Consider the following 20,336-nt stretch of genomic DNA (forward strand, 5'->3'; position numbering starts at 1 on the left):
GGGTTCGCCCGCCGGCGATCAGGAGCACGTCTCGAACACGTACTCCTCGTGCCCCGGCGTGACGAGGTCGCGATCCCGCAGCACCATCGACCCCGGCGCCTCGTCGTCGGCGCACATCTCGGCGAACGACCGCGGCAGCTCATCGGAGTACTCGATGTCGATCACGGCGTCGCCGTAGACATCGGTGAAGGCTCCGCACTCCTGATAGACGGAGCACTCCTCGACCACGGCGAAGTCGAACCCGGCGCGCTCGCGCAGCAGGGGCGCATCCTCGGCGGCGTTCTTCTGCCCGGCCGCGAGCCCGGAGTCATGTGCCACGTCGACGAGCAGCGCCGCGAGGGCGAGGTTGTCATCGAGGGTGAGCGCGCCGTCAGAGCGGGTGTACGAGTCGAGGTTGTCGAACTCCACCGCCTCGAATCCCGAGTCGGCGCACCCCTCGATCCACGGACCGACGATCTCGGCGATGCGCTCGCGGCGGTCGTCGGTCGAGGTGTCGAGCAGAGCCTCGTCCGGCCAGTCCGGGTCGAACACGGGCTCGCCGCCGCTCTGCAGCACGAGGTCGTCGGGCCAGGTGTCGAGCTCGCCCGGCTGGGTCTGGAAACCGTTCACGTAGCAGATCGAGTACAGCCCCTCGGCGGGGTCATCCGAGCGGTCCCGACCCACGATGCCGACACCGTCGGCGGGTGCATAGGCGCCGCCGAGCTGGTAGTCGGGTGTCGCTCCCGCCGGTGGAGGCAGGAAAGGCGCAGGCGGGTCGGAGATGGTCGTGACGCAGCCCGAGAGGGCGAGGACCAGCGCGGCGACGGCGGTGACCGCGACCGTCGCGCGCCTCAGCTGCCGGCCCCGTACAGAGCGGCGATCTCTTTCGAACCCATCCCTTGATCGTACGTGCCGTGCTGGGGCCATCCGGCCGGGGAGTCCTCCCACTCCTCCTGGCGGCCGTAGGGGAGCAGGTCGACGAGCCCCTGCAGCTGACTCATGCGCTCGGTGCCTCGTCCGTTCGTGTGCCAGGTGCGATGCACGGTGTCGCCGTCGCGCAGGAAGACGTTCACGCCGAAGCCCTCGTTCGGACCGGCATCCATGTCGGCGCCGAACGTGCTGTCGGCGCTCGAGAACCACGTCATGCGATTGCCCACCCGGTCGCGGTAGGCCAGTGCCTCATCGATCGGCCCGTTCGTCACGATCACGAAGCGGGCGTCGTAGTACCGCTCGAGGAAGTCGAGCCGCGTGAACTGCGAGGTGAAGCCGGTGCACCCTGGGCACTGCCACTCGTTGCCGTCGGTCCACATGTGGTTGTAGACGATGAGCTGTCGATGCTCGCCGAAGATCTCCGACAGCGAGACAGGACCGTCGGCCCCGACGAGCGTGTAGTCGGGCAGCTCGACCATCGGCAGCCGCCGTCGCTGGGCCGCGATCGCATCGAGCTCTCGCGTCGCCGCCTTCTCCCGCACGCGCAGTGCGTCGAGCTCGCGCCGCCACGTGTCGGCGTCGACGACGGGCGGAAGGGGCGTCTGGGTGGTGCTCACGGTGGACCTCCGGATGCTCGGGAAGACGGTGCCCCCAGTGTGCGCTCGCCCACCGACATCGTCAACCGATCGGCGAAGGGGCCCCGTCGACCGCGGGCGCATCGACCTCTTCGGCCGGATTGCGTCGGATGCCGATCCACGACACGACGCCGCCGAGCACGAGCAGCGCGGCCGTGACCCAGGCCGCGTTGTGGAAGCCCGCGAGGTCGAGCGTGCCGCCGATGATGGTCGACAGCATGGCGACGACGAGCAGTCCGGCGACGCGCGAGACCGCGTTGTTCACCGCGGAGGCGATGCCCGAGCGCGACTCGTCGATCGCGCCGAGGATCGCCGAGGTGAGCGGAGCCACGGTGAGCGAGAGCCCGAGACCCAGCACGATCATGGCGGGCAGCACCTGCCACCAGTAGTCGAAGTCCTCGCTGACGACGAGCAGCATGAGGGCGCCGACGGCCATGACGAGCGGACCGACCGTCATGAAGATCCGTGGACCGAAGCGCCCGGCCCATGAGCCTGCGCGCGAGCTGATCAGGATCATCAGGATGGTCATCGGCAGGCTCGCGAGGCCGGCGGCGGTGGCGCTGAGACCGGCGCCCTGCTGCAGGTAGACGCCCACGACGAAGCCGTTCAGCGACAGAGCGGCGTAGACGAAGAGAGTGGCGAGGTTGCCCCAGGCGAAATCGCGCACCCGGAACAGCGAGAGCGGCATGAGGGGAGAGGCCGACCTCTGCTGCCGCACCAGGAACCAGGCGAAGAGCGCAGCTCCGATCAGGCCGGGCAGCCAGATGGCGGGGGACTGCCAGCCGAGGTTCGGCTGCTCGATCAGCGCGAACACGACCGCGCCGAGGCCGATCGCGCACAGGGCTCCGCTGAGCCAGTCGACGCTCACCCCGCTCGGGTGCTCCTTCAGCTTCAGCCGGGAGAGCAGCACGAGGGTGACGGCGATCGGCACGACGTTGATGAGGAACACGAATCGCCACGACAGGAAGTCGACGAAGAGTCCACCGAGCAGCGGGCCGACGAGCTGCGCGGCAGTGGTGAATGCGGTCCACACGCCGATCGCCCGTGACTGCACGTCGGCGCGCATGGTCGCCGTGATCAGCGCGAGCGAGCTCGGCACGAGCAGAGCGCCGGCTGCTCCCTGCGCGGCGCGCGCGATGATCAGGATGAGGGGATCGGCGGCGGCGGCGACCGCGACGGATGCCACGCCGAAGGCGATGAGGCCGATGCGCATCACGAGCACCCGGCCGTAGGCGTCCGACAGCGATCCCGCGAGCAGGATCAGCGCGCTGAGGGTGATGAGGTACGCGTCGACCACCCACTGCTGCGTGGTGATGCCGCCGCCGAGTTCATCGCTGATCGCAGGCAGCGCGACCGTCACGACGGTGCCGTCTAGGAAGGTCACGAAGGATGCGAGGACGGCGATGGAGATCACGAGCCGCTGCAGCGGCGCGAAGCGAGAGGATGCCACACGCTGACACTACTGCCGCCGCGGACATGACGGGCGGTCAGATGGCAGTCGTGCTCGCGCGATACAGGTCGCGCAGACCCGCTGTGCCGTGCTCGGCATAGGCCCGTCGCTGTCGCTCGGCACCCGTGCCGTCGGTGCGGATGCGAGCGATGCCCTCGGCGACGAAGTCCTCGTCGCCCAGTCGAGCGAGTGCGGGGCGCAGTCTGTCGAGCAGATCTCGCGCGACGTCCCAGAACGACGCGATCCCGCCGTTCGCCGGGTCGACGAGACGCGCCTCGGTTCCGAATCTCGCTGCCGTCCACAGGGAGGCATCGATCGCGTCGACGCCGATCTCGGGTGCATCATCGATCGCGTCGCTCACCATCAGAGCGCGCGTGAGGGCCACGGCGAGCAGCGTGTCGTCGACCGTCAGTTGCGCGTCGAACACCCTCACCTCGACGGTGGGGAAGCGCTCGGACAGGCGGATGGCCCATGACAGCGAGCCGGCATCCGCGATCGCTTTCATCGCGACGAGCTGCTCGACGTGTACACGGTAGTCGGCGAGATCGCGGAAGTGCGGAGGGCTCCACGACGACGGCAATCGTCGGATCAGGATGCTGCGCCAGCTGGCGAACCCCGAATCCCTGCCGTGTGCGAAGGGCGCGTTGCCGGTGAGAGCCAGCAGAACGGGAAGCCACGGTCGCACGCGATTGAGCACGCGGACGCGCTCTTCGTCGTCCACCACCTCGACATGCACGTGCAGCCCGTTGACCTCGTGCTCGCGGGTGATCTCGACGAGCTGCGCGTCCACCGCGTCGTAGTGGGGCGAAGAGACCACCGTCAGGCGCTTCGGTGAGATGAACGGGGTGCCGATGGAGGCGAAGACCGCACCCTGATCGGCGGCGTACGTGCCGATCAGGCTGCGCGTGCGTCGCAGCTGCGCCTCGGCATCCGCCCTGGTGGTCGCGGGCGATGTCGCCGACTCGAGCTGACAGGTGAGGTATTCGGGGGTGAGGCCCGCAGCAGCGTCCTCGGGGATGCGCTCGCGGGTGGCTGGGCTCATGGCCGCGGGTACGAGTGTCTGCTCATCGAGCAGGACGAACTCCTCCTCGACGCCGAACCGGGCCATATACGCGAGCCCTAGTGGTCGCGCAACGCCGAGATGAGCTCGGCCTTGCGCTGACGGCTGTAACCGGTGAGGCCGATCTCCTTGGCGCGGGCGCGCAGTTCGTCGACGGTCCAGTCCTCGTAGTCGCCGTGTTCGCCGCCTCGGCGCCCGACAGCGCTTCGGCCGTCGCGGGCGGCGGCGTTCGAGATGCGGGCGGCCTTCTCCTTCGAGGCGCCGTCGTCGCGGAGCTCTTCGTACAGCTCCGGATCCTTCAGCGAGTTGTTCCTGCGTCCTGGCATGTCGTGTGCTCCTCTCGCACGGCGGGAAGGCCCGAGTCAAGGCCCTCGGGGCATGGGATGAGGCGGTCTAGGTTGGGAGACCGTAGATGGGCGCCTCCCCCGCGCCCCGAGAAGGGAAGACCGATGAACATCCTGCTGATCATCATCATCGTCGTCGCCATCATCCTGGCGATCACCGGCGGACTCGTGCAGTCCCTGCAGTTCCTCCTGTGGGTCGGCCTGGTGCTGCTGGCCATCGCGGTCATCGCCTGGTTGATCCGAGCGATCTCCGGCAACCGCACCCGCTGATCCGCGCAGTGAGGCCCGCTCCGGCGGGCCTCACTCCGTCCGGGATCAGTCCCTGGAGCTGTCGCGCAGGTTGTCGCCGACGTTCTTGGCGGCGTCCTTCACGTTCTCGCCGACCTGCTTGGCGGAGGCCTTCGCCTGATCGCCGCGGCCCTCGGCTTCGAGCTTCTCGTTGTCGGTCGCCTTTCCGACGCCCTCCTTGATCTTTCCGCCGGCCTTCTCCGCTGCGTTCTTGATGTCGTCTGCTCCACTCATGGGGCTCTTCCTTTCATCAGTCGATCAATGTCCGTCCACCGTTCCACGGGACGAGAATCCTGCACACGGGATTGACAACGACGAGCACTCGTGACAGCGTCCGCCGGGCATCGACGTGGATGCCGCACACGACTAACCTGGCCCCAGGCGGGTGGTCCTGCCCGCTCTCACCTCGGCTGCGGCCGACGAAGGAAGCGGTAGAAAATGGACTCGATGATGATGGGCGCCATGCGCTCGAACATGATGTCGATGCCCGACATGGCGACGATGGACATGTCCGTCTTGCAGGCCTGCATGGACGCGTGTTCGGCGTGCGAGCAGGCGTGCACGGTGTGCTCGACGCAGATGATGGACTGCTCGCCCGCCTGCATGAACTGCGCCGACATGTGCAACACCATGATGCGGTCGATGATGCGGATGCAGGGCATGACCCCCGCGTCGATGATGTCCATGCTCGACGCCTGCATCGCGATGTGCCAGACGTGCATGGACGAGTGCATGCAGCACGCCGACCACAGCGAGGTCTGCAAGATGTGCGCTCAGGCCTGCAAGGACTGCATGGACGCATGCATGGCCGTCAAGGACATGATGATGGCGACCGCCTGAGCCGCATCCCCTGTCATCGAGCGAGGACGGCCAGGCCGCCCGAGACGACGCGCGCTCAGCCGAGCGCGACGTTGAACTGCGCGCGGCCGACGGCCAGCACGCCGTAGCGCACGTGCAGCGCGATCGGCGTGCCCGCGGGTGCCTCGAGCGCCGCACCCGACGCGTTCCACAGCGTGTGCGTGGCGTCGTCGAGCGTGCGCACGAGGAGCTCGCCCGTGGTCGCGTCGGCGTGCTCGACGATCGCGTCCGCCCACTCGCTCGGCGTCGCCGACGCGATGCGCGCCTGAATCAGGTGCAGCGCGTGGCCCGCCTCGAAGGATGAGCAGGCGAAGCCGTGACGGCACATGCACGCCGAACGCTCGCGCACCGAGAGGGGCGAAAGGTGGTTCAGCGGCGTGGACACGGCGGTCTCCTTCGTGAGCGGACGTTCCGGCAAGAGTAGGTCGGTCGCGCGAGAGACGGAACCCGGGCCGACACGCTGTGAAACAAACGGGCGTAGACTCGCCGGGTGCTGTTGTCGAAGAGTGCTCTCCGGATCCCGGATCGAGCGCAGATGGGAGCCGTGGGCGCGTTCAGCGCCACGGACAGAGGCTGACGATCGGCCGGAGGCGGAACACCCCGTCTCCGGAGCCTCGTCGTACCCGGCATCCACTCGGATGCCCGCTCCTGTTCCTTCTTCCGCCGCTGCCTGCGGCCCACACGAAAGCACTCTCCTCATGCGTCCCATCGACGAGCGCACCCTGCGCGCCTCCTTCATCAACGCCTCCCGCAAAGAGGTCTCCGACCTCACGCTGCCCGTCGGCTTCGCCGACCTCGACTTCGACAGGCTCGACTACCTGGGATGGGTCGACCCCAAGCTGCCCCGCCGCTCGTATGTCGTCGCGTGGGTCGACGACGTCGCCACCGGGGTGATCCTCCAGCGAGCCGAGCAGCGCGTGATCGCGCGTGCGCAGTGCTCATGGTGCGAAGACGTGACCCTCCGCAACGACGTGCAGCTCTATGCAGCCCGCAAGGCCGGACCCGCGGGGCGCAAGGGAGACACCATCGGCACCCTCGTGTGCGCCGAGTTCGGATGCTCGAAGAACGTGCGGGTGCTGCCGCCGCTGGCCTACGACGGCTATGACCGCGAGCTCGCGCGCGAGCTGCGCATCCTCAAGCTGCAGGAGCACGTGAGCGCTTTCATCGCGGCCGTGCGGAGCTGATCCTCACACGATCTCGAGTCGCGCCACCGTCTCCTCGTCATCGCAGGCGCTTCCGACCCACAGGCGGATCGCGCCCGGCTCGACGCGCTTCACGCCGTCGAGTCCCGTGAAGGCGAGTCGGTCGATCGGCACGTCGAACTCGACGAGCGCATCGGCGCCGGGCGCGAGCGTGACCCGCCGGAAGTCCAGCAGCTGGGCGACCGGGCGGGTCACGCTCCCGACCTCGTCGTGCGCATACAGCTGCACGACATCCGTCGCTGCGACCTCGCCGGTGTTGCGCACCCGCACCGTCGCCCGGAAGATCTCGCCCGCGGCGATCGACGCGGGCGCGGTGAGCTCGTCGTGTGCGAACGTCGTGTAGCTCAGACCGAAGCCGAAGGGTCGCACCGGGGTGGAGTCGGCGCTGGTGACATCCGTGCGTCCGCCGAGCACGGGGTGCAGGTACGAGTACGGCTGCGCCCCGGCCGATCGCGGCAGCGACACCGGCAGACGCCCCGACGGTGCGACGCGACCGCTCAGCAGCCGCGCGAGAGCGGGGCCGCCCTCCTCGCCGGGGAAGAACGTCTGGAGCACCGCGGCGGGGATTCCCGCAGACGCCGTGCTCGTCGTCGCCGAGGCGTCGACCGCTCCGAGACCGGTCATGGTCCCGGCGGCGCCCGCGCGAGCAGGCAGAGCCCAGTCGAGCACGTATGGACGCCCGGTCATCGCGATCAGGATCACCGGAGTGCCGGTCGCGACGACAGCCTCGACCAGCTCGCGCTGGACGCCGGGGAGCTCGAGGTCGTCGACGTCGTTTCCCTCGCCGACCGTGCCTCGTCCGAAGAGGCCCGCGCGGTCGCCGACGACGACGATCGCGACGTCGGCGGCTGCGGCGGCCTCGACGGCGGCCGGGATGCCGGAGCGGTCGGAGCCCTCGACCCCGCATCCGATCGTCGAGGTGATGTCAGCTGCGGGGAACTCGGCGCGCAGCGATCCGGTGACCGTCGGCAGCTCGATTCCCGCGGGGGTGTCGGGGTGATGAGCGAGCACGTGGTTGACGAACGAGTAGCAGCCCATCAGCGCTTCAGTGCTGTCGGCATTGGGGCCTATCACCGCGATCCGCGAGGTCGTCGTCGGGGCGAGGGGGAGTGCGCCGTCGTTGCTCAGCAGCACGACCGACTCTTCGGCGAGGCGCCGTGCGAGCGCGCGGTGCTCGGCCGGATCGAGATCGATGGCGGTCGGAGGAGTGTCGAAGTCGGCATCCAGCAGCCCGAGCTCCTCCTTCTGCGCGAGCACCCGGCCCACCGCCCTGTCGAGGATCTCCGGTGAGAGCCGACCGTCGCGCACCTGCTCGGGGAGGGTGACGAAGGCGTCGGGCGAGGGCAGCTCGACGTCGATTCCCGCGGTGAGCGCGAGCCGGGCGGCATCAGCCGAGTCGGCGGCCGCGCGGTGCATGCTGTGCAGGAAATCGACGGCGAAATAGTCCGACACGACCACTCCGTCGAATCCCCAGCGGTCGCGCAGGATGCCGGTGAGATAGCGCGCGTCGGCCGTGACGGGCACCCCGTCGATGTCGACGTAGGAGTTCATGACGCTGCGGGCACCGCCCTCGTGGATCGCCATCTCGAACGGCGGGAGCAGCACGTCCTCGATCTCGCGCAGGCCTGCGCTCACGGGGGCATGGTTGCGTCCGGCCTTCGAGGCGGAGTATCCGATGAAGTGCTTGAGGGTCGCGTGCACGCCCTCAGACTGCAGGCCGCGGACATAGGCGGTGCCCACCCGGCCGACGACCAGGGGGTCTTCGGCGATGCACTCGTCGACCCGACCCCAGCGGGGGTCGCGGATCACATCGAGCACCGGAGCCAGACCCTGATGGATGCCGAGGGACCGCATGGACGAGCCGATGGCCCGACCGACCTCCTCGACCAGCTCGGGGTCGAAGGCCGCGCCCCACGCCAGCGGCGTCGGGAAGGTCGCCGCCTTCCACGCGGCGAGGCCCGTCAGGCATTCCTCGTGCACGAGCGCCGGAATGCCCAGTCGCGTCTGCTGCTGCAGTCGCCGCTGCTCGGTCCACAGCCAGGCGGCCCGCTCGACGGGGTCGACGGGGCGGGTGCCGTACACACGCGTGAGGTGTCCGATGCCGTGCGTGGAGGCATCCTCGTAGCGCGTCGAGCTCTTCTTCTCGCCCGACATCGGGGCGACCACCTCGACGCCCTGGTCGACCCAGAAGCCGACGAGCTGCGCCTGCTTCTCTTCCAGAGTCATGCGGGCGAGGAGCGCCTCGACGCGGGGGGAGTGCGGCGCGGAGCCTGCGGGCTGCAACATCATGTTCTCTTTCTCGTTCTCGTCGACGTGGGGTGTCGCGACGGCGACCGCATCAGCCCTTGACTGCACCGGTCAGCCCTCCCACGATGCGCCGCTCGAACAGGCTGAAGAAGATCAGCGCCGGGATCATCGACAGCGATGTGAACGCGAGCACCTTCGCGGTGTCCACGGAGTATTGGGATGCGAACGACTGCACGCCGAGGGGCAGCGTGAACGCCGCATCGTCGTTGAGGATGAACAGCGGCAGCAGGTAGCCGTTCCAGCTGCCGATGAACGCCAGGATGCCCGTGGTGATGACCCCGGGGAGTGAGAGCGGCAGCACCATCCGCCAGAAGAACCCGATGCGACTGCATCCGTCGATGAACGCGGCCTCCTGGATCTCGTCGGGGATGGCGCGCAGGAACGGCACGAGGATGATGATCGTCGTCGGCAGCGCGAACGCGATCTGGGGCAGGATCACTCCGCCGAGCGAGTTCATGAGCCCGAGACTGCGCACCACGATGTACAGCGGGGTGATCGCCACGGTCAGGGGGAACATCAGCCCGGCGGCGAAGAACGCGTAGAGCACCCCGCGGCCGGCGAACCGGTATCTCGCGAGGACGTAGGCCGCCATGAGTCCCAGGGCCACCGTGCCGACGGTGGTGGCGAGAGCGACGATGGTCGAGTTGCCCACGAGCCGCCAGAACACGCTGCCGGTGAGCACGTCGAGGTAGTTCGACACCACCCACGGCTGCGGGAACCCCGACGGATCGGTCGTGATCTGCGCGTTCGTGCGGAACCCGCCGGTGATGATGTAGGCGATGGGCGCCAGCATCAGACCGACCGCGATCAGCGCGACGAAGTACACGGCGGGGTTGGCCCACGGCAGCCGCGGCTTCGCGACGCGACCCGTGCGGGCCTTGCGCTGGGTGACGAGCACCGAGGTGGCGGTCATCGGACGGACTCCTTCTGTGTGGTGGCGTCGGCAGTCGCGCGGGCGTCTGCGTCGGCCTCCTGCGGCGCGGCGTCCTGCCGCGCACGGGATCGGGTGCTCTTCTTCCGGCCGGAGGCACCGGTGAGGGCGCCGTCGGTGTCCTTGCGCAGCACGGCACGCTGATAGATGAGAGCGACCACGAGCGAGATGAGGAAGAGCACGACCGCGACCGCGTTGCCGTAGCCGTAGTTGCCGGCGTTGCGTCCTTCGGAGACCATGTAGGTCGCCATCGTCGAGGTGCCGGCGGTGGAGGCGATGTACTGCCCCCAGATGATGTAGACGAGGTCGAACAGCTGCAGCGAGCCGATTATCGACAGGAACGCCCAGATGCGCAGAGTGGGTGCGAGCAGCGGCAGCGTGATCCGCCACTGGATCTGCCAGTAGGACGCGCCGTCGATGGCCGCGGCCTCGTTCAGCTCCTCGGGAATGCCCTGCAGGCCGGCGAGGAACAGGATGACCGCGAAGCCGACGTACTTCCAGGTGATGATCGCCATCAGCGTCCAGATCGCGATCCCGGGGTCCGACAGCCAGTCGGTCGCCAGGAATCCCAGACCCATGTTGGTCAGCATCGCGTTGAGCGCGCCGTTGGTCTGCAGCATCAGGCTCCACCCCGTGCCCACGACGACCTCGGAGATCACGTAGGGCACGAAGATCAGCACGCGGATCAGCGACTGACCTCGCATCTTGCGGTTCAGCAGCAGCGCCAGCACGATGGCGACCGGACCCTGGAGCACGAGGGAGAACACCAGGATGAAGCCGTTGTGCGCGAGCGCGTCGTGGAAGAGGGGATCCTGAAGGATCGTGAGGTAGTTCTTCAACCCGACGAAATCGGTGGGCGGGCCGTAGCCCTGCCAGCTGAAGAACCCGTAGTACGCCGCCATCAGCACCGGGAAGATGACGAAGGCGAGGAAGACGAGCAGGGCGGGCCCGGCCAGAAGCATCACTTCCAGCCGGGCACGCGTGTCACGCTTTCGCTGCGGCATCCTGCACAGCCTTGACCAGGTCCTCCGCGCTGCTGTTGCCCGCGAGCAGGTCGACCACCGCGACGTTCAGCGCATTGCCCACGTTCTGGCCGTAGACCGTGTCGAGCCACTGCGTCGCATACGGAGCCGCGTTGTAGGCCTCGAGGATCGTCTGCAGGTAGGGCTCGGTGACGGCCTCCTGAGCGACGGTGTTGACCGGCGGTGCGTTGAAGGCCTTGTAGTACGCCGTCTGCACGTCTGACGTGCCGATGTAGTTCAAGAAGTCCACGCAGGCGTCCGGCGCATCGACCGAGCACGAGTAGCCGTCGACGCCGCCCATCATCGAACCGGGCTCGCCGTCTCCGCCCTCGACCTCGGGGAACGGGAACCAGCTGAGGTCGGCCAGCGGCTTCTGGTCAGGGGTGAGCGAGCCGATGACTCCGGGGTTCCAGGCGCCCATGAGCTCCATGGCGGCCTGGTGGTTCGCGATGAGGCCGGCGGAGCTGCCGGCGCCCTGCTGTGCCGGAGTCGTCAGGAAGCCCGAGTTGAAGGGCTCGGTCTCGGCGAACGACTGCAGGTCCTCACCCGCACGCACCCAGCACTCGTCGCTGAAGTCCATCTCGTCTGCGGCCTTGGCGAGCGTGTCCGAGCTGCACTCGCGCAGTGCGAGCCAGTAGTACCAGTGCGCGGCGGGCCAGGCGTCCTTGGCGCCCAGCGCGATCGGGTCGATGCCGGCGCCCTTGAGCGCGACCGTGGCCTCTTCGAGCTCGTCGAGGGTGGTCGGGTTCTCGGTGATGCCGGCCTGATCGAAGAGGTCCTGGCTGTAGAACAGGCCGCCGGGCAGCACGGCGACGGGCATGGCGTAGATCTTGCCGTCGAGGCTGTTCGCCGAGTACGACGCGTCGGGGATCTCGTCGGCGGCAGGACCCGAGATGGCGTCGGTGAGGTCCTTCAGCTGGCCGGCCTTGACCATCGCGGCCATCTTGCCGCCGCCGCGCTGCAGGAAGATGTCGGGAGCGTCTCCCGAATTGAGGGCGGTCTGCAGCTTTCCGTCGAGATCCTCGTTCTGGATCGACTGGATGTCGATCGTGACGCCCGGGTTGTCCTTCTCGAAATCGGCGACCGTCTGCTCCCAGAACTCCACTCCGGGGCCTGTCGTGGAGTTGTGCCAGAGGGTCATGCTGGTGTCGCCGCCGTCGCCGGTGCCGGACGAGTCTGCGGTGCAGCCCGAGAGCGCGAGCGCTCCGACGGCCATTGCTGCGACCGCGGAGGCGAGGGGGAGCCTTCTGCTGTTCATGTGATCGTTCTCCTCATCGAGTTGCGCGCCGCTTCGCTGCGGGGCGCCTGCGGACGCTCAGTCGAGACCGCAGTGGCATGAGTCTCCAGTCGGAGCACTCGTCCGTCAAACGTTTTCGAAAACAGTTTCCATATACCGCTGTGCCGGACTACGCTGGCGTCTCATGGGGGGCCGAACGACGATCCACGATGTCGCGAAAGCGGCGGGGGTGTCGGTGTCGACCGTCTCGAAGGCGGTGAACGGTCGATACGGGATCGCGGATGCCACGGTGCAGCGCGTCCTCGACGCGGTGAAGCAGCTCGGGTACGAGTCGAGCCTCGTCGCGAGCAGCATGAGGGCACGGCGCACGGGGGTGATCGGCGTTCTCCTGGCGGACTTCGAGCCCTTCAGTGCCGAGATCCTCAAGGGCGTCGGCTCGGCGGTGCACGACACGGCGTTCGACCTCCTCGCCTACAGCGGGTCGCACCTCGGCGCAGGCGACGGCTGGGAGCGGCGATCGCTGAGCAGGCTCTCGGGCACGCTGATCGATGCGGCGATCATGGTCACCCCCACGGTCGTGAGCGCCGGCACCGAGATCCCGGTGGTCGCGATCGATCCCCACACGGGCCGGGCCGACCTGCCCACGGTCGAATCCGACAGCTTCGGCGGCGCTCTCACGGCGACCAGACACCTGATCGAGCTCGGCCATCGCCGGATCGGATTCGTCGCGGGCCGCCCGGATCTCCGATCCGCCGGGCTCCGTGACGCCGGCTACCGCAGGGCGCTCTCCGACGCGGGGATCCCGCTCGATCCGTCGCTGGTGGGCATCGGCCGCTACGAGCTCGACGCGACCAGGGAGTCCGCCCGCATCATGCTGAGCGGCGAATCCCGACCGACGGCGATCTTCGCGGCGAACGACCTGTCGGCGATCGCGGTCATCGATGTCGCTCACGAGCTGGGGCTGCGGGTGCCGGATGATCTGTCGGTGATCGGGTTCGACGACGTGCCGGAGGCGACCAGAAGGACGCTGCCGCTCACGACGATCCAGCAGCCGATGCGCAGACTCGGGGCCGTCGCAGCCGACATGGTGTTCACGCTGCTCTCGGGGCGGGAGATCGACGAGATGCACGTGATCCTGCCGACGCGGCTGGTGGTGCGGGCTACGACCGCCCCGCCCCGGTGACCTGCGCTCTCGTGGCTTCCGCTCCGGTGGTTTCCGCTCCCGTGGCTTCCGCTCCCGTGACTTCGCGCACGCGCTGCCACGCGGCATCCGACAGCTCCGTCGACAGCCTCAGGAACTCGGCGATGCTGTGCCTTCCCGGCCAGTCGGCCGGCAGCATCGAGGGCGGCAGGCCCGGATCGACGTAGGGCAGCACGCGCCAGCGGTCGATCAGCTGCACGTAGGCGGCGAACGGCGCCTCCGGAAGCGTCTCGAGCGACGACTGGAACTCGAGGTGCTCGGCACGCAGGGCGTCGAGGTCCCACCAGTCCGCGGCCGCCTCGGGCAGGGTGCGCGCGGTCGTCGGAGTGCCGGCCTGGAACAGCGTCACCCACTCACTGGCGTCGAGATCGTCGACGATCTCGAGAACCTCGCCCTGCAGATGCCCCGGGCAGATCCACAGGGCGGGAGACACGACGCCCGCCCCGATCCACTGCAGGCGACGGCGCAGCTGGTGCCTCGTGGCGCGGGCGCTCTCGGGCATCGAGAAAGAGACGAGGCACCAGCTGTCGGCATCCGTCATCTCGCGCATCTCGAAGATGCGTCGATCACCCCGCTCGAGCATCGTGGCGGCATCAGGGTTGAGCCGATAGCCGACGGCGTGTCTGCGCTCGGCGAGCAGCAGTCCCTTCTGCTTGAGGCGTGTGACGCCGGTGCGTGCCTGCGCCGTGGGGATCCCGAGATCGCCGGCGAGCGCGACCAGATCGGCCGTCGAGATCCAGTCGCCGAGCGGTCGCAGATACAGCCCCACCAGGGTGCGCAGCAGCGATGCCGTGCTGCCTGGGCGTGCATCGATGTCGTCGAGCACGGGTCCCGCGGCGATCTGCTCGGTGGGCTCAGCGGTCATGCGACTCCAGGGCGTCGCGCACGGCGAGGACGCCGGTGAGCGTCTCGACATATGAGGTGCTGAGCGGCGAGAGCCCCAGGCGGATGCCATCGGGGAAGCGGAAGTCGGGGATGATTCCGTCGGCCCACAGGCGCTGCGTCACGGCGCGGAAATCAGGGTGGCCGATCGTCACGTGGCTTCCTCGGAGTGCGGCGTCGCGCGTGCTGAGCAGCCGCACGCCGAGCGGGGCGAGCGCCTCGTCATAGGCACGGACGGCGAAGTCGGTGAGCGAGAGGGACTTCTCGCGGATCGCCTCGATCGACGCCTGCTCGATGAGGTCGAGCATGCCCTGCATCGCGAGCATGGAGGTGATCGGGGGAGTGCCGCTGAGCAGCTGCCGGATGTCGCCGGCCGGGACGTACTCCGGCCCCATCGCGAAGATGTCGGCGGCGCTCCACCAGCCCTGGATCGGCTGGCGCAGGACGCCCTGGTGCTCGCGTCGCAGGTAGGCGAACGCGGGGGAGCCGGGGCCGCCGTTGAGGTACTTGTACGTGCATCCGACCGCCATGTCGACGCCCCAGGCGTCGAGCTGCATCGGGATCACGCCGGCCGAGTGGCAGAGGTCCCACATCATGAGGGCTCCGACCTCGTGCACCGCGGTCGTGATGCCTGGCATGTCGGCGAGGGCGCCGGAGCGGTAGTCGACGTGGCTGAGAGAGACGAGCGCCGTGCGCTCGGAGATGGCGGCGACGACATCGGCGATCTGCACGCCGAGCACCGGGTCGGGCTCGATCCAGCGCACCGTCATGCCGGTCTCAGCCGCGACGCCCTCTGCCATGAACCGGTCGGTGGGGAAGTTGCCCGCCTCGATCACGAGCTCGGTGCGCGACGGGTCGGCGGTCGCGCCGGCGCGCATCAGCTTGTAGATCAGCACGCTCGTGGAGTCGGCCACGACGGTCTGGCCCGCGGCGGCTCCGAGCGTGAGGCTGCCGATGCGATCGCCGAGCTCCATCGGCAGCGCCATCCACTGCTCGTCCCACGAGCGGATCAGCCGGGTGCCCCAGTCGTCGCGCACGAACGCCGAGAGCTTCTCGGGTGTGTCTTTCAGCGGCCGCCCGAGCGAGTTGCCGTCGAGGTAGGCGCCGACGCCCGGGGCCTCGGCGAACGCCTCGAGGTGGGCGTGCAGCGGGTCGGCGGCGTCGAGGGCGCCGGCGAGGTCGAGGAGCGAGCGTTCGATGGTCGCGGCGTCGCGGGTGTCGGTCATGTCAAGCCTTCAGATCGGCGCTGGTCAGCGGGCGGGCGAGTGTCGGGTCGGCGTCGGTGCCGGGGAGCCTCAGGAGGAGTGCAGCAGGGTCGAGAGGGTTCTGCGGTGCGAGGGCGCGCAACAGGTCGATGCCGTCGAGACCCGCGTCGCGGAGGGCAGTCAGTTCGCTCGGGTTCAGACCGACGGGCATCGGGCCGTTGCCCATGTCGGTGCCGTAGAGCACGGTGCCGCCGGCGGCATGGAAGCGGCGGACGTTGTCGACCGCTGTGGCGTGCGTGTCGCCCTCGTGGATGGCGAGCGTCGAGATCCACGAGACGGATGCTGCCTGGGCGGTGACCTCGGCATCGTCGAGTCGCTCGGTGAACGGGGCGTGTGCGAGGCGCGCGGCGCCGAGGCGGACTGCTCGCTGCGCTTCTCCCACGCCTTCGGCATGGGCGACGACGGGGAGGCCGCGTGCGGCGGCGGCCTCGACGATCGCGCGGAACAGGAGGTCGCTGAAGACGGGCCCGGCAGTGCTGTTGTTCGCGACCTTGATGCAGGATGCTCCGGCATCCGCCATCTCCGCGACGGCCGCGGTGGCTGCTGCGGTGTCTGCGATCTCGCGGAAGGACCCCGCTGGAGCCCAGTCGCGGTCGCTCGGGTACCCGCCGACGGACGTGAGGAACGCACCCGCGAACTCGACGGCGACGGCGTGTGGGCGTTTCGTCTGGCTGCGCTCGCTCGACGACCGGGGTGCGGCGGCTTTCTGGTCGTTGAGCGAGGGAGCGCCAGCGACCGAGACGAAACGCGCCGCGCCTTCGGACAGCGCGGCGACCGCCGCAGGGTTCCCGCCGAGGTCGATCACGCGTCCGAGAGTCGAGTCATGCAGCAGTGCGTGATCGACGAGCTGGAGGTGCACGTGGTGGTCGGTGAAGCCGCCGACGATCACGCCGTCGAGCCTCGGCAGGTCGGACAGACGCAGATCGGATGCCGGTGATCCGGGGCGCAGCAGCATCCGTCCGTCGACCATCTCGATGGTGCCGTCGCGCCATTCCTCGCCATCGAAGAAGGTCGCAGCGTTCATCAGCCGCCGATCTCGGTGCGCACGGTGTAGAGCTCGGGGAAGAACGTCAGGTCGAGAGCGCGCTGCAGGAAGCCGACTCCGCTCGAGCCGCCGGTGCCGACCTTCATTCCGATCGTGCGGGCGACGGTCTTCAGGTGGCGGAAGCGCCAGAACTGGAAGTTGTCTTCGAGGTCTACGAGGTCTTCGCAGGCCTCGTAGAGGTCCCAGTGCTGTTGATGGTTCTGGTAGATCTCGCGGATCGCGGGCACCAGTTCGGGTGTCTCGCGGTAAGGCAGGCGCACGTCGCGCTCGAGGATCTCGGCCGGGATCGGCAGGCCGCGCCGCGAGGCGTAGCGCAGGAACTCGTCGTAGAGCGTGGGCTTGTGCCACTCGGCCGTGAGCAGCGCGAGGTTGGCGGGGTGGTCGGCGAAGACGCTGAGCATCTTCTCGTTCTTGTTGCCGAGGGCGAACTCGACCGCGCGGTACTGCACCGACTGGAAGCCCGAGGAGTTGCCGAGCGCTCCGCGGAACTGCGCGTACTCGGTGGGGGTGAGGGTCGCGAGGATCGCCCACTGCTGCGTCATCACGTCTTGGATGCGCTTGACCCGGGCCACCCGCTTCAGTGCCTCGCGCAGGTCATCGCTCGCGAGCAGTTCGCGGGCGGATGACAGCTCATGCAGCAGCTGCTTCAGCCAGAGCTCGGTGGTCTGGTGCTGGATGATGAACAGCAGCTCATCGTGGTGCTCGGGGACGCTGACCGGATTCTGCGCGGTGAGCAGCTGGTCGAGCGACAGGTACGACCCGTAGGTCATGCGGCCGGACAGATCGGTGACGATGCCGGCCTCGAGCTCGCGCTCGTTGTTCTCGGTGCTCATGGGTCGCTTCCTGTCGTGACGGACAGGCCAAACATATAACAATCGTGGCGAGCGTCACAATAGTGAAATGTCGCGCTGGTGCTGATCAGCGAGTCAGAGCGCGGGCGTCCTCGGCGGCGGGGTGCGGCGCTCGCCCGGTGCGCCGATCGCCTCGAACCCGGCGGCGAGACGCAGCAGCGTCGCGTCGTCGTAGGCGCGGCCTGCGAACGTCAGCCCGATCGGCATGCCGATGTCGGCCATGAGCCCCATCGGAACGGTCACGGTCGGGATGCCGAGGTGGCGCACGGTCAGGTTGCCGTTGGCGATCCAGGTGCCGTTGCGCCATCCGAGGTCGGCGGAGGCCTCATTCACGTCCATGTCGGCGGGGCCTACATCGGCGACGGCCGGGAACACGACCGCGTCGAGCTCGTGCTCGTCCATCCATTCCTCGAGGTCGAGGCGACGCGTCTCCTCCAGGCCGCGCAGGCCGTCGGCGAGCTCGGACATGTCCTGGAATCCGACGCCCCGGTTGGCGCGCACCCACTCGGGATATTCGGCGATGTCGTCGTCGAAGCCCGTGTAGCGGTCGGGAAGTGCGCCCTCCGGATGCGGGAAGATCGTCGCTCCGTCGACGGCGGCGAGGGTGTGCAGTCGGGGGTCGCCGTTCGCCTGCAGGAAGTCCTCCCACCCCCACGCCGACAGGTCGACGATCTCCTGTCGCAGATACTCCGGCGACACGAGACCGCGCGTCGCGATGGTGGGTGCACCCGGTCGGTCGCCCTCGTAGTTCGACACCACGGGGAAGTCGACCTCGATCACGGTCGCGCCGGCGGACTCGAGGTCGCGTCGTGCGGACTCCCAGCGCTCGATCACCGAGGCGCGCGTCTCGATCCGCTGCCCTGTGGGGCCGCCGATGCCCGGTTCAGCGGCGGTGCCGGCATCCGGGTCCGCGTTGATGTACATGCGGGGGATGCCGATGCGGATGCCGCGCAGGGCTGTCGCCGCCTCGGCGGCCAGGGCGTCGTACGACTCCGGGCGCACCTCTGACGAGAGCGGCAGCGTCACCCACGGCTGCGCGCGCCAGAAGTCACCGCGCGTCTCGGCATCGTCGGCGACGATCACGTCGAGCACCTCGAGCAGGTCGGCCATGGTGCGCGCATGCGGCACGACGACGTCCATGGTCGGCACGAGCGGCCAGTTGCCGCGGGTCGAGATCACGCCGCGCGAGGGCGTGTAGGCGCACAGGGCGTTGTTGGTCGCGGGACCGCGGCCGCTCGACCAGGTCTCCTCGCCCAGGCCGAACGCGCCGAAGCTCGCGGCCGTCGCGGTGCCCGATCCGTTGGACGACCCCGAGGCGAAGGGCGCGGTGAGGAAATCGGCGTTGTACGGACTCTCGGCTCGGCCGTAGACCCCTCGCTGCATGCCGCCGTTCGCCATCGGGGGCATGTTCGTCAGCCCGAGGCAGACCGCACCGCCCGCCCGCAGTCGTTCGATCGTGAACGCATCGCGCTGCGCGACGAGCTCGGCGAAGGCGGGGCTGCCGGCGGCGGCGGTCAGCCCGCGCACCAGGTAGCTGTCCTTCGCGGTGTACGGGATGCCGTCGAGCGGCCCGAGCGTCTCGCCGCGTGCCCGTCGCGCATCCGATGCCGCCGCCTCTGAGCGGGCGTCGGGGTTGCGGACGACGACGGCGTTCAGAGCCGTCTCGGTCTCCGGGCCGTCGTAGGCGTCGATGCGCGCGAGGTAGGCGTCGACGAGCTCGACGGCGGTGACCGCGCCGGTCTGGAGCGCTCGCCGCAGCTCTGCGATGGAGGCTTCGACCACGTCGATCATGCGGGAACCCCCACGCTCGGCTGCTGCTGGGTGATGCAGTGGATGCCGCCGCCGCGGTCGAACAGCGGGCGCGCATCGACCGTGACGATCCGGCGCCCGGGATAGACGTCGGCGAGGATCGCCCGTGCCGCGGCATCGGCCTGCTCGTCGCCGAACCCGCAGGCGACCACGCCATCGTTCGTGACCAGGTGATTGACGTAGCTCCAGTCGACGAAGCCCTCGTCGTCGCGCAGGGTCGCCGGCGCTGGCAGGTCGACGATCTCGAAACGGCGACCAGCGGCATCGGTCTGCTGCTCGAGATGCGCGCGCAGCCGGCGCGTCACCGCGTGGTCCGGGTGCTCGGGGTTCTGCTGCTCGTGCAGCAGCAGTCGGCCGGGGGAGACGATCGTCGCGACGATGTCGACGTGCCCGTTCGTGCCGAAGTCGTCGTAGTCGCGAGTGAGGCCCCGAGGCAGCCACACGGCCTTCGTCGCCCCGAGCGTGCGCGCCATCTCGGCCTCGACGCGCGCCTTGTCGGCGTAGGGGTTGCGGCGCGGGTCGAGCTGCACGGTGTCGGTGAGCAGCACCGTGCCCTCGCCGTCGACGTGGATTCCGCCGCCTTCGTTCACCAGCGTCGAGCTCACGAGCTCGGCGCCGACGGCTCCGGCGATGATGCGGGCGTGCTGCGCCGCCTTCTGCCACTGCGCCCACGCCGGGGCGCCCCAGCCGTTGAAGATCCAGTCGACCGCGCCGAGCACTCCGGGACGCTCGTCATCGATCACGAAGGTGGGGCCGGAGTCGCGCATCCAGAACTCGTCGACCGGCGCCTCGACGATGTCGATGCTGCTGCTGAGCATCCGCCGAGCGCGGGCGACCTCGGCAGGGTCGACGATCATCGTGACCGGCTCGAACTCGGCGACCGCGTGGGCGACGGCCGTCCAGGTGTCATAGCCCTCGTCGCGCTCGGACGCCGTCTCGCCCAGCGTCGGCCCCTCGGCGGGGAACGCCATCCAGGTGCGATCGTGCGGTGCGGTCTCGGCGGGCATGTGCCAGGCCATGATTGTCTCCCTCGCTGCTGA

At 69.0% G+C, this 20,336-nt stretch carries 21 protein-coding genes; 4 read left to right on the forward strand and 17 right to left on the reverse strand.

The features are described from left to right. Positions 1 to 18: 18 nt before the first annotated feature. From OPU70_RS11300 to OPU70_RS11320, 5 genes are all read right to left on the reverse strand, one after another. Entirely contained in the window at positions 19 to 906 is an 888-nt protein-coding gene (locus OPU70_RS11300) for an endo alpha-1,4 polygalactosaminidase (RefSeq protein WP_498557800.1), read from the reverse strand. Then, positions 831 to 1,526 (reverse strand): DUF899 domain-containing protein, encoded by a 696-nt coding sequence (locus tag OPU70_RS11305; RefSeq protein ID WP_498557801.1) that lies wholly within the window; start codon positions 1,524 to 1,526, stop codon positions 831 to 833. Before OPU70_RS11305 ends, OPU70_RS11300 begins: the two co-directional genes overlap by 76 nt. A gap of 61 nt (positions 1,527 to 1,587) precedes the next feature. After that, positions 1,588 to 2,994 (reverse strand): MFS transporter, encoded by a 1,407-nt coding sequence (locus OPU70_RS11310; protein WP_498557802.1) that lies wholly within the window; start codon positions 2,992 to 2,994, stop codon positions 1,588 to 1,590. 37 nt (positions 2,995 to 3,031) lie between these two features. Next, on the reverse strand, positions 3,032 to 4,102 hold the full coding sequence (locus OPU70_RS11315; RefSeq protein ID WP_498557803.1) for a carboxylate-amine ligase: 1,071 nt from the start codon (positions 4,100 to 4,102) through the stop codon (positions 3,032 to 3,034). 11 nt (positions 4,103 to 4,113) lie between these two features. Continuing rightward, the gene (locus OPU70_RS11320; protein WP_056374055.1) at positions 4,114 to 4,380 is read right to left on the reverse strand and encodes a DUF7218 family protein; all 267 of its coding nucleotides are present in this window, start codon (positions 4,378 to 4,380) and stop codon (positions 4,114 to 4,116) included. A gap of 123 nt (positions 4,381 to 4,503) precedes the next feature. On the opposite strand from OPU70_RS11320, the gene OPU70_RS11325 reads away from it, so the two are divergent. Then, entirely contained in the window at positions 4,504 to 4,668 is a 165-nt protein-coding gene (locus tag OPU70_RS11325) for a hypothetical protein (protein WP_164481676.1), read from the forward strand. A 45-nt stretch (positions 4,669 to 4,713) separates the two neighbouring features. On the opposite strand, the gene OPU70_RS11330 is transcribed toward OPU70_RS11325, so the two are convergent. Next, positions 4,714 to 4,920 carry a CsbD family protein gene (locus OPU70_RS11330; protein WP_498557804.1) on the reverse strand — a complete coding sequence of 69 codons (207 nt, stop codon included), beginning with the start codon at positions 4,918 to 4,920 and terminating at the stop codon, positions 4,714 to 4,716. A 330-nt stretch (positions 4,921 to 5,250) separates the two neighbouring features. On the opposite strand from OPU70_RS11330, the gene OPU70_RS11335 reads away from it, so the two are divergent. Next, complete coding sequence (locus tag OPU70_RS11335; protein WP_475123665.1) at positions 5,251 to 5,526, forward strand: four-helix bundle copper-binding protein; 276 nt, start codon at positions 5,251 to 5,253, stop codon at positions 5,524 to 5,526. 55 nt (positions 5,527 to 5,581) lie between these two features. Here OPU70_RS11335 and OPU70_RS11340 read toward each other — a convergent pair whose 3' ends face one another. Continuing rightward, the gene (locus OPU70_RS11340; RefSeq protein WP_311878056.1) at positions 5,582 to 5,929 is read right to left on the reverse strand and encodes a hypothetical protein; all 348 of its coding nucleotides are present in this window, start codon (positions 5,927 to 5,929) and stop codon (positions 5,582 to 5,584) included. 313 nt (positions 5,930 to 6,242) lie between these two features. Here OPU70_RS11340 and OPU70_RS11345 point away from each other — a divergent pair, with 313 nt between their 5' ends. After that, the gene (locus OPU70_RS11345) at positions 6,243 to 6,728 is read left to right on the forward strand and encodes an FBP domain-containing protein (RefSeq protein ID WP_498557805.1); all 486 of its coding nucleotides are present in this window, start codon (positions 6,243 to 6,245) and stop codon (positions 6,726 to 6,728) included. A 3-nt stretch (positions 6,729 to 6,731) separates the two neighbouring features. Here OPU70_RS11345 and OPU70_RS11350 read toward each other — a convergent pair whose 3' ends face one another. Genes OPU70_RS11350 through OPU70_RS11365 form a run of 4 tightly spaced genes read right to left on the reverse strand, consistent with a single transcriptional unit; the run spans position 6,732 to position 12,264 of the window. Then, positions 6,732 to 9,035, reverse strand: a complete 2,304-nt coding sequence (locus tag OPU70_RS11350) for a beta-xylosidase/alpha-l-arabinosidase (RefSeq protein ID WP_498557806.1) — start codon at positions 9,033 to 9,035, stop codon at positions 6,732 to 6,734. Between the two features lie 49 nt (positions 9,036 to 9,084). Continuing rightward, complete coding sequence (locus tag OPU70_RS11355; RefSeq protein ID WP_153302245.1) at positions 9,085 to 9,966, reverse strand: carbohydrate ABC transporter permease; 882 nt, start codon at positions 9,964 to 9,966, stop codon at positions 9,085 to 9,087. After that, positions 9,963 to 10,988: a carbohydrate ABC transporter permease gene (locus OPU70_RS11360; protein ID WP_079113467.1), complete on the reverse strand. Its 1,026-nt coding sequence runs from the start codon at positions 10,986 to 10,988 to the stop codon at positions 9,963 to 9,965. Before OPU70_RS11360 ends, OPU70_RS11355 begins: the two co-directional genes overlap by 4 nt. After that, positions 10,969 to 12,264: an ABC transporter substrate-binding protein gene (locus tag OPU70_RS11365; protein WP_079113466.1), complete on the reverse strand. Its 1,296-nt coding sequence runs from the start codon at positions 12,262 to 12,264 to the stop codon at positions 10,969 to 10,971. The genes OPU70_RS11360 and OPU70_RS11365 overlap by 20 nt, the downstream gene beginning before the upstream one ends. Positions 12,265 to 12,427: 163 nt before the next feature. Here OPU70_RS11365 and OPU70_RS11370 point away from each other — a divergent pair, with 163 nt between their 5' ends. Then, positions 12,428 to 13,426: a LacI family DNA-binding transcriptional regulator gene (locus tag OPU70_RS11370; RefSeq protein ID WP_498557807.1), complete on the forward strand. Its 999-nt coding sequence runs from the start codon at positions 12,428 to 12,430 to the stop codon at positions 13,424 to 13,426. On the opposite strand, the gene OPU70_RS11375 is transcribed toward OPU70_RS11370, so the two are convergent. The 6 genes from OPU70_RS11375 to OPU70_RS11400 form a co-directional block, all read right to left on the reverse strand. After that, positions 13,404 to 14,309 (reverse strand): PaaX family transcriptional regulator, encoded by a 906-nt coding sequence (locus tag OPU70_RS11375; RefSeq protein ID WP_498557808.1) that lies wholly within the window; start codon positions 14,307 to 14,309, stop codon positions 13,404 to 13,406. The two genes, OPU70_RS11370 and OPU70_RS11375, sit on opposite strands and share 23 nt — an antisense overlap. Next, positions 14,299 to 15,552 carry a kynureninase gene (locus OPU70_RS11380; RefSeq protein ID WP_475435662.1) on the reverse strand — a complete coding sequence of 418 codons (1,254 nt, stop codon included), beginning with the start codon at positions 15,550 to 15,552 and terminating at the stop codon, positions 14,299 to 14,301. The genes OPU70_RS11375 and OPU70_RS11380 overlap by 11 nt, the downstream gene beginning before the upstream one ends. Position 15,553: 1 nt before the next feature. After that, entirely contained in the window at positions 15,554 to 16,615 is a 1,062-nt protein-coding gene (locus tag OPU70_RS11385) for an amidohydrolase family protein (protein ID WP_498557809.1), read from the reverse strand. Then, a complete protein-coding gene (locus tag OPU70_RS11390; RefSeq protein ID WP_042540062.1) occupies positions 16,615 to 17,469 on the reverse strand; it encodes a tryptophan 2,3-dioxygenase in 855 nt (284 codons plus the stop codon). The genes OPU70_RS11385 and OPU70_RS11390 overlap by 1 nt, the downstream gene beginning before the upstream one ends. Before the next feature lie 93 nt (positions 17,470 to 17,562). Then, positions 17,563 to 19,278: an amidase gene (locus OPU70_RS11395; RefSeq protein ID WP_498557810.1), complete on the reverse strand. Its 1,716-nt coding sequence runs from the start codon at positions 19,276 to 19,278 to the stop codon at positions 17,563 to 17,565. Further along, on the reverse strand, positions 19,275 to 20,315 hold the full coding sequence (locus tag OPU70_RS11400; RefSeq protein ID WP_498557811.1) for an agmatine deiminase family protein: 1,041 nt from the start codon (positions 20,313 to 20,315) through the stop codon (positions 19,275 to 19,277). Before OPU70_RS11400 ends, OPU70_RS11395 begins: the two co-directional genes overlap by 4 nt. Positions 20,316 to 20,336: the final 21 nt, after the last annotated feature.

Source organism: Microbacterium sp. SWDP-B6 (genome assembly GCF_059803615.1).

What these genes read in the sequence shown, in the direction of transcription:
- OPU70_RS11300 (WP_498557800.1), bottom strand. Translation starts at nt 906, where the DNA reads ATGGCCCCAGCACGGCACGTACGATCAAGGGATGGGTTCGAAAGAGAT.
- OPU70_RS11315 (WP_498557803.1), bottom strand. Translation starts at nt 4,102, where the DNA reads ATGGCCCGGTTCGGCGTCGAGGAGGAGTTCGTCCTGCTCGATGAGCAG.
- OPU70_RS11320 (WP_056374055.1), bottom strand. Translation starts at nt 4,380, where the DNA reads ATGCCAGGACGCAGGAACAACTCGCTGAAGGATCCGGAGCTGTACGAA.
- OPU70_RS11325 (WP_164481676.1), top strand. Translation starts at nt 4,504, where the DNA reads ATGAACATCCTGCTGATCATCATCATCGTCGTCGCCATCATCCTGGCG.
- OPU70_RS11330 (WP_498557804.1), bottom strand. Translation starts at nt 4,920, where the DNA reads ATGAGTGGAGCAGACGACATCAAGAACGCAGCGGAGAAGGCCGGCGGA.
- OPU70_RS11345 (WP_498557805.1), top strand. Translation starts at nt 6,243, where the DNA reads ATGCGTCCCATCGACGAGCGCACCCTGCGCGCCTCCTTCATCAACGCC.
- OPU70_RS11350 (WP_498557806.1), bottom strand. Translation starts at nt 9,035, where the DNA reads ATGATGTTGCAGCCCGCAGGCTCCGCGCCGCACTCCCCCCGCGTCGAG.
- OPU70_RS11355 (WP_153302245.1), bottom strand. Translation starts at nt 9,966, where the DNA reads ATGACCGCCACCTCGGTGCTCGTCACCCAGCGCAAGGCCCGCACGGGT.
- OPU70_RS11360 (WP_079113467.1), bottom strand. Translation starts at nt 10,988, where the DNA reads ATGCCGCAGCGAAAGCGTGACACGCGTGCCCGGCTGGAAGTGATGCTT.
- OPU70_RS11365 (WP_079113466.1), bottom strand. Translation starts at nt 12,264, where the DNA reads ATGAACAGCAGAAGGCTCCCCCTCGCCTCCGCGGTCGCAGCAATGGCC.
- OPU70_RS11370 (WP_498557807.1), top strand. Translation starts at nt 12,428, where the DNA reads ATGGGGGGCCGAACGACGATCCACGATGTCGCGAAAGCGGCGGGGGTG.
- OPU70_RS11375 (WP_498557808.1), bottom strand. Translation starts at nt 14,309, where the DNA reads ATGACCGCTGAGCCCACCGAGCAGATCGCCGCGGGACCCGTGCTCGAC.
- OPU70_RS11380 (WP_475435662.1), bottom strand. Translation starts at nt 15,552, where the DNA reads ATGACCGACACCCGCGACGCCGCGACCATCGAACGCTCGCTCCTCGAC.
- OPU70_RS11385 (WP_498557809.1), bottom strand. Translation starts at nt 16,615, where the DNA reads ATGAACGCTGCGACCTTCTTCGATGGCGAGGAATGGCGCGACGGCACC.
- OPU70_RS11390 (WP_042540062.1), bottom strand. Translation starts at nt 17,469, where the DNA reads ATGAGCACCGAGAACAACGAGCGCGAGCTCGAGGCCGGCATCGTCACC.
- OPU70_RS11395 (WP_498557810.1), bottom strand. Translation starts at nt 19,278, where the DNA reads ATGATCGACGTGGTCGAAGCCTCCATCGCAGAGCTGCGGCGAGCGCTC.
- OPU70_RS11400 (WP_498557811.1), bottom strand. Translation starts at nt 20,315, where the DNA reads ATGGCCTGGCACATGCCCGCCGAGACCGCACCGCACGATCGCACCTGG.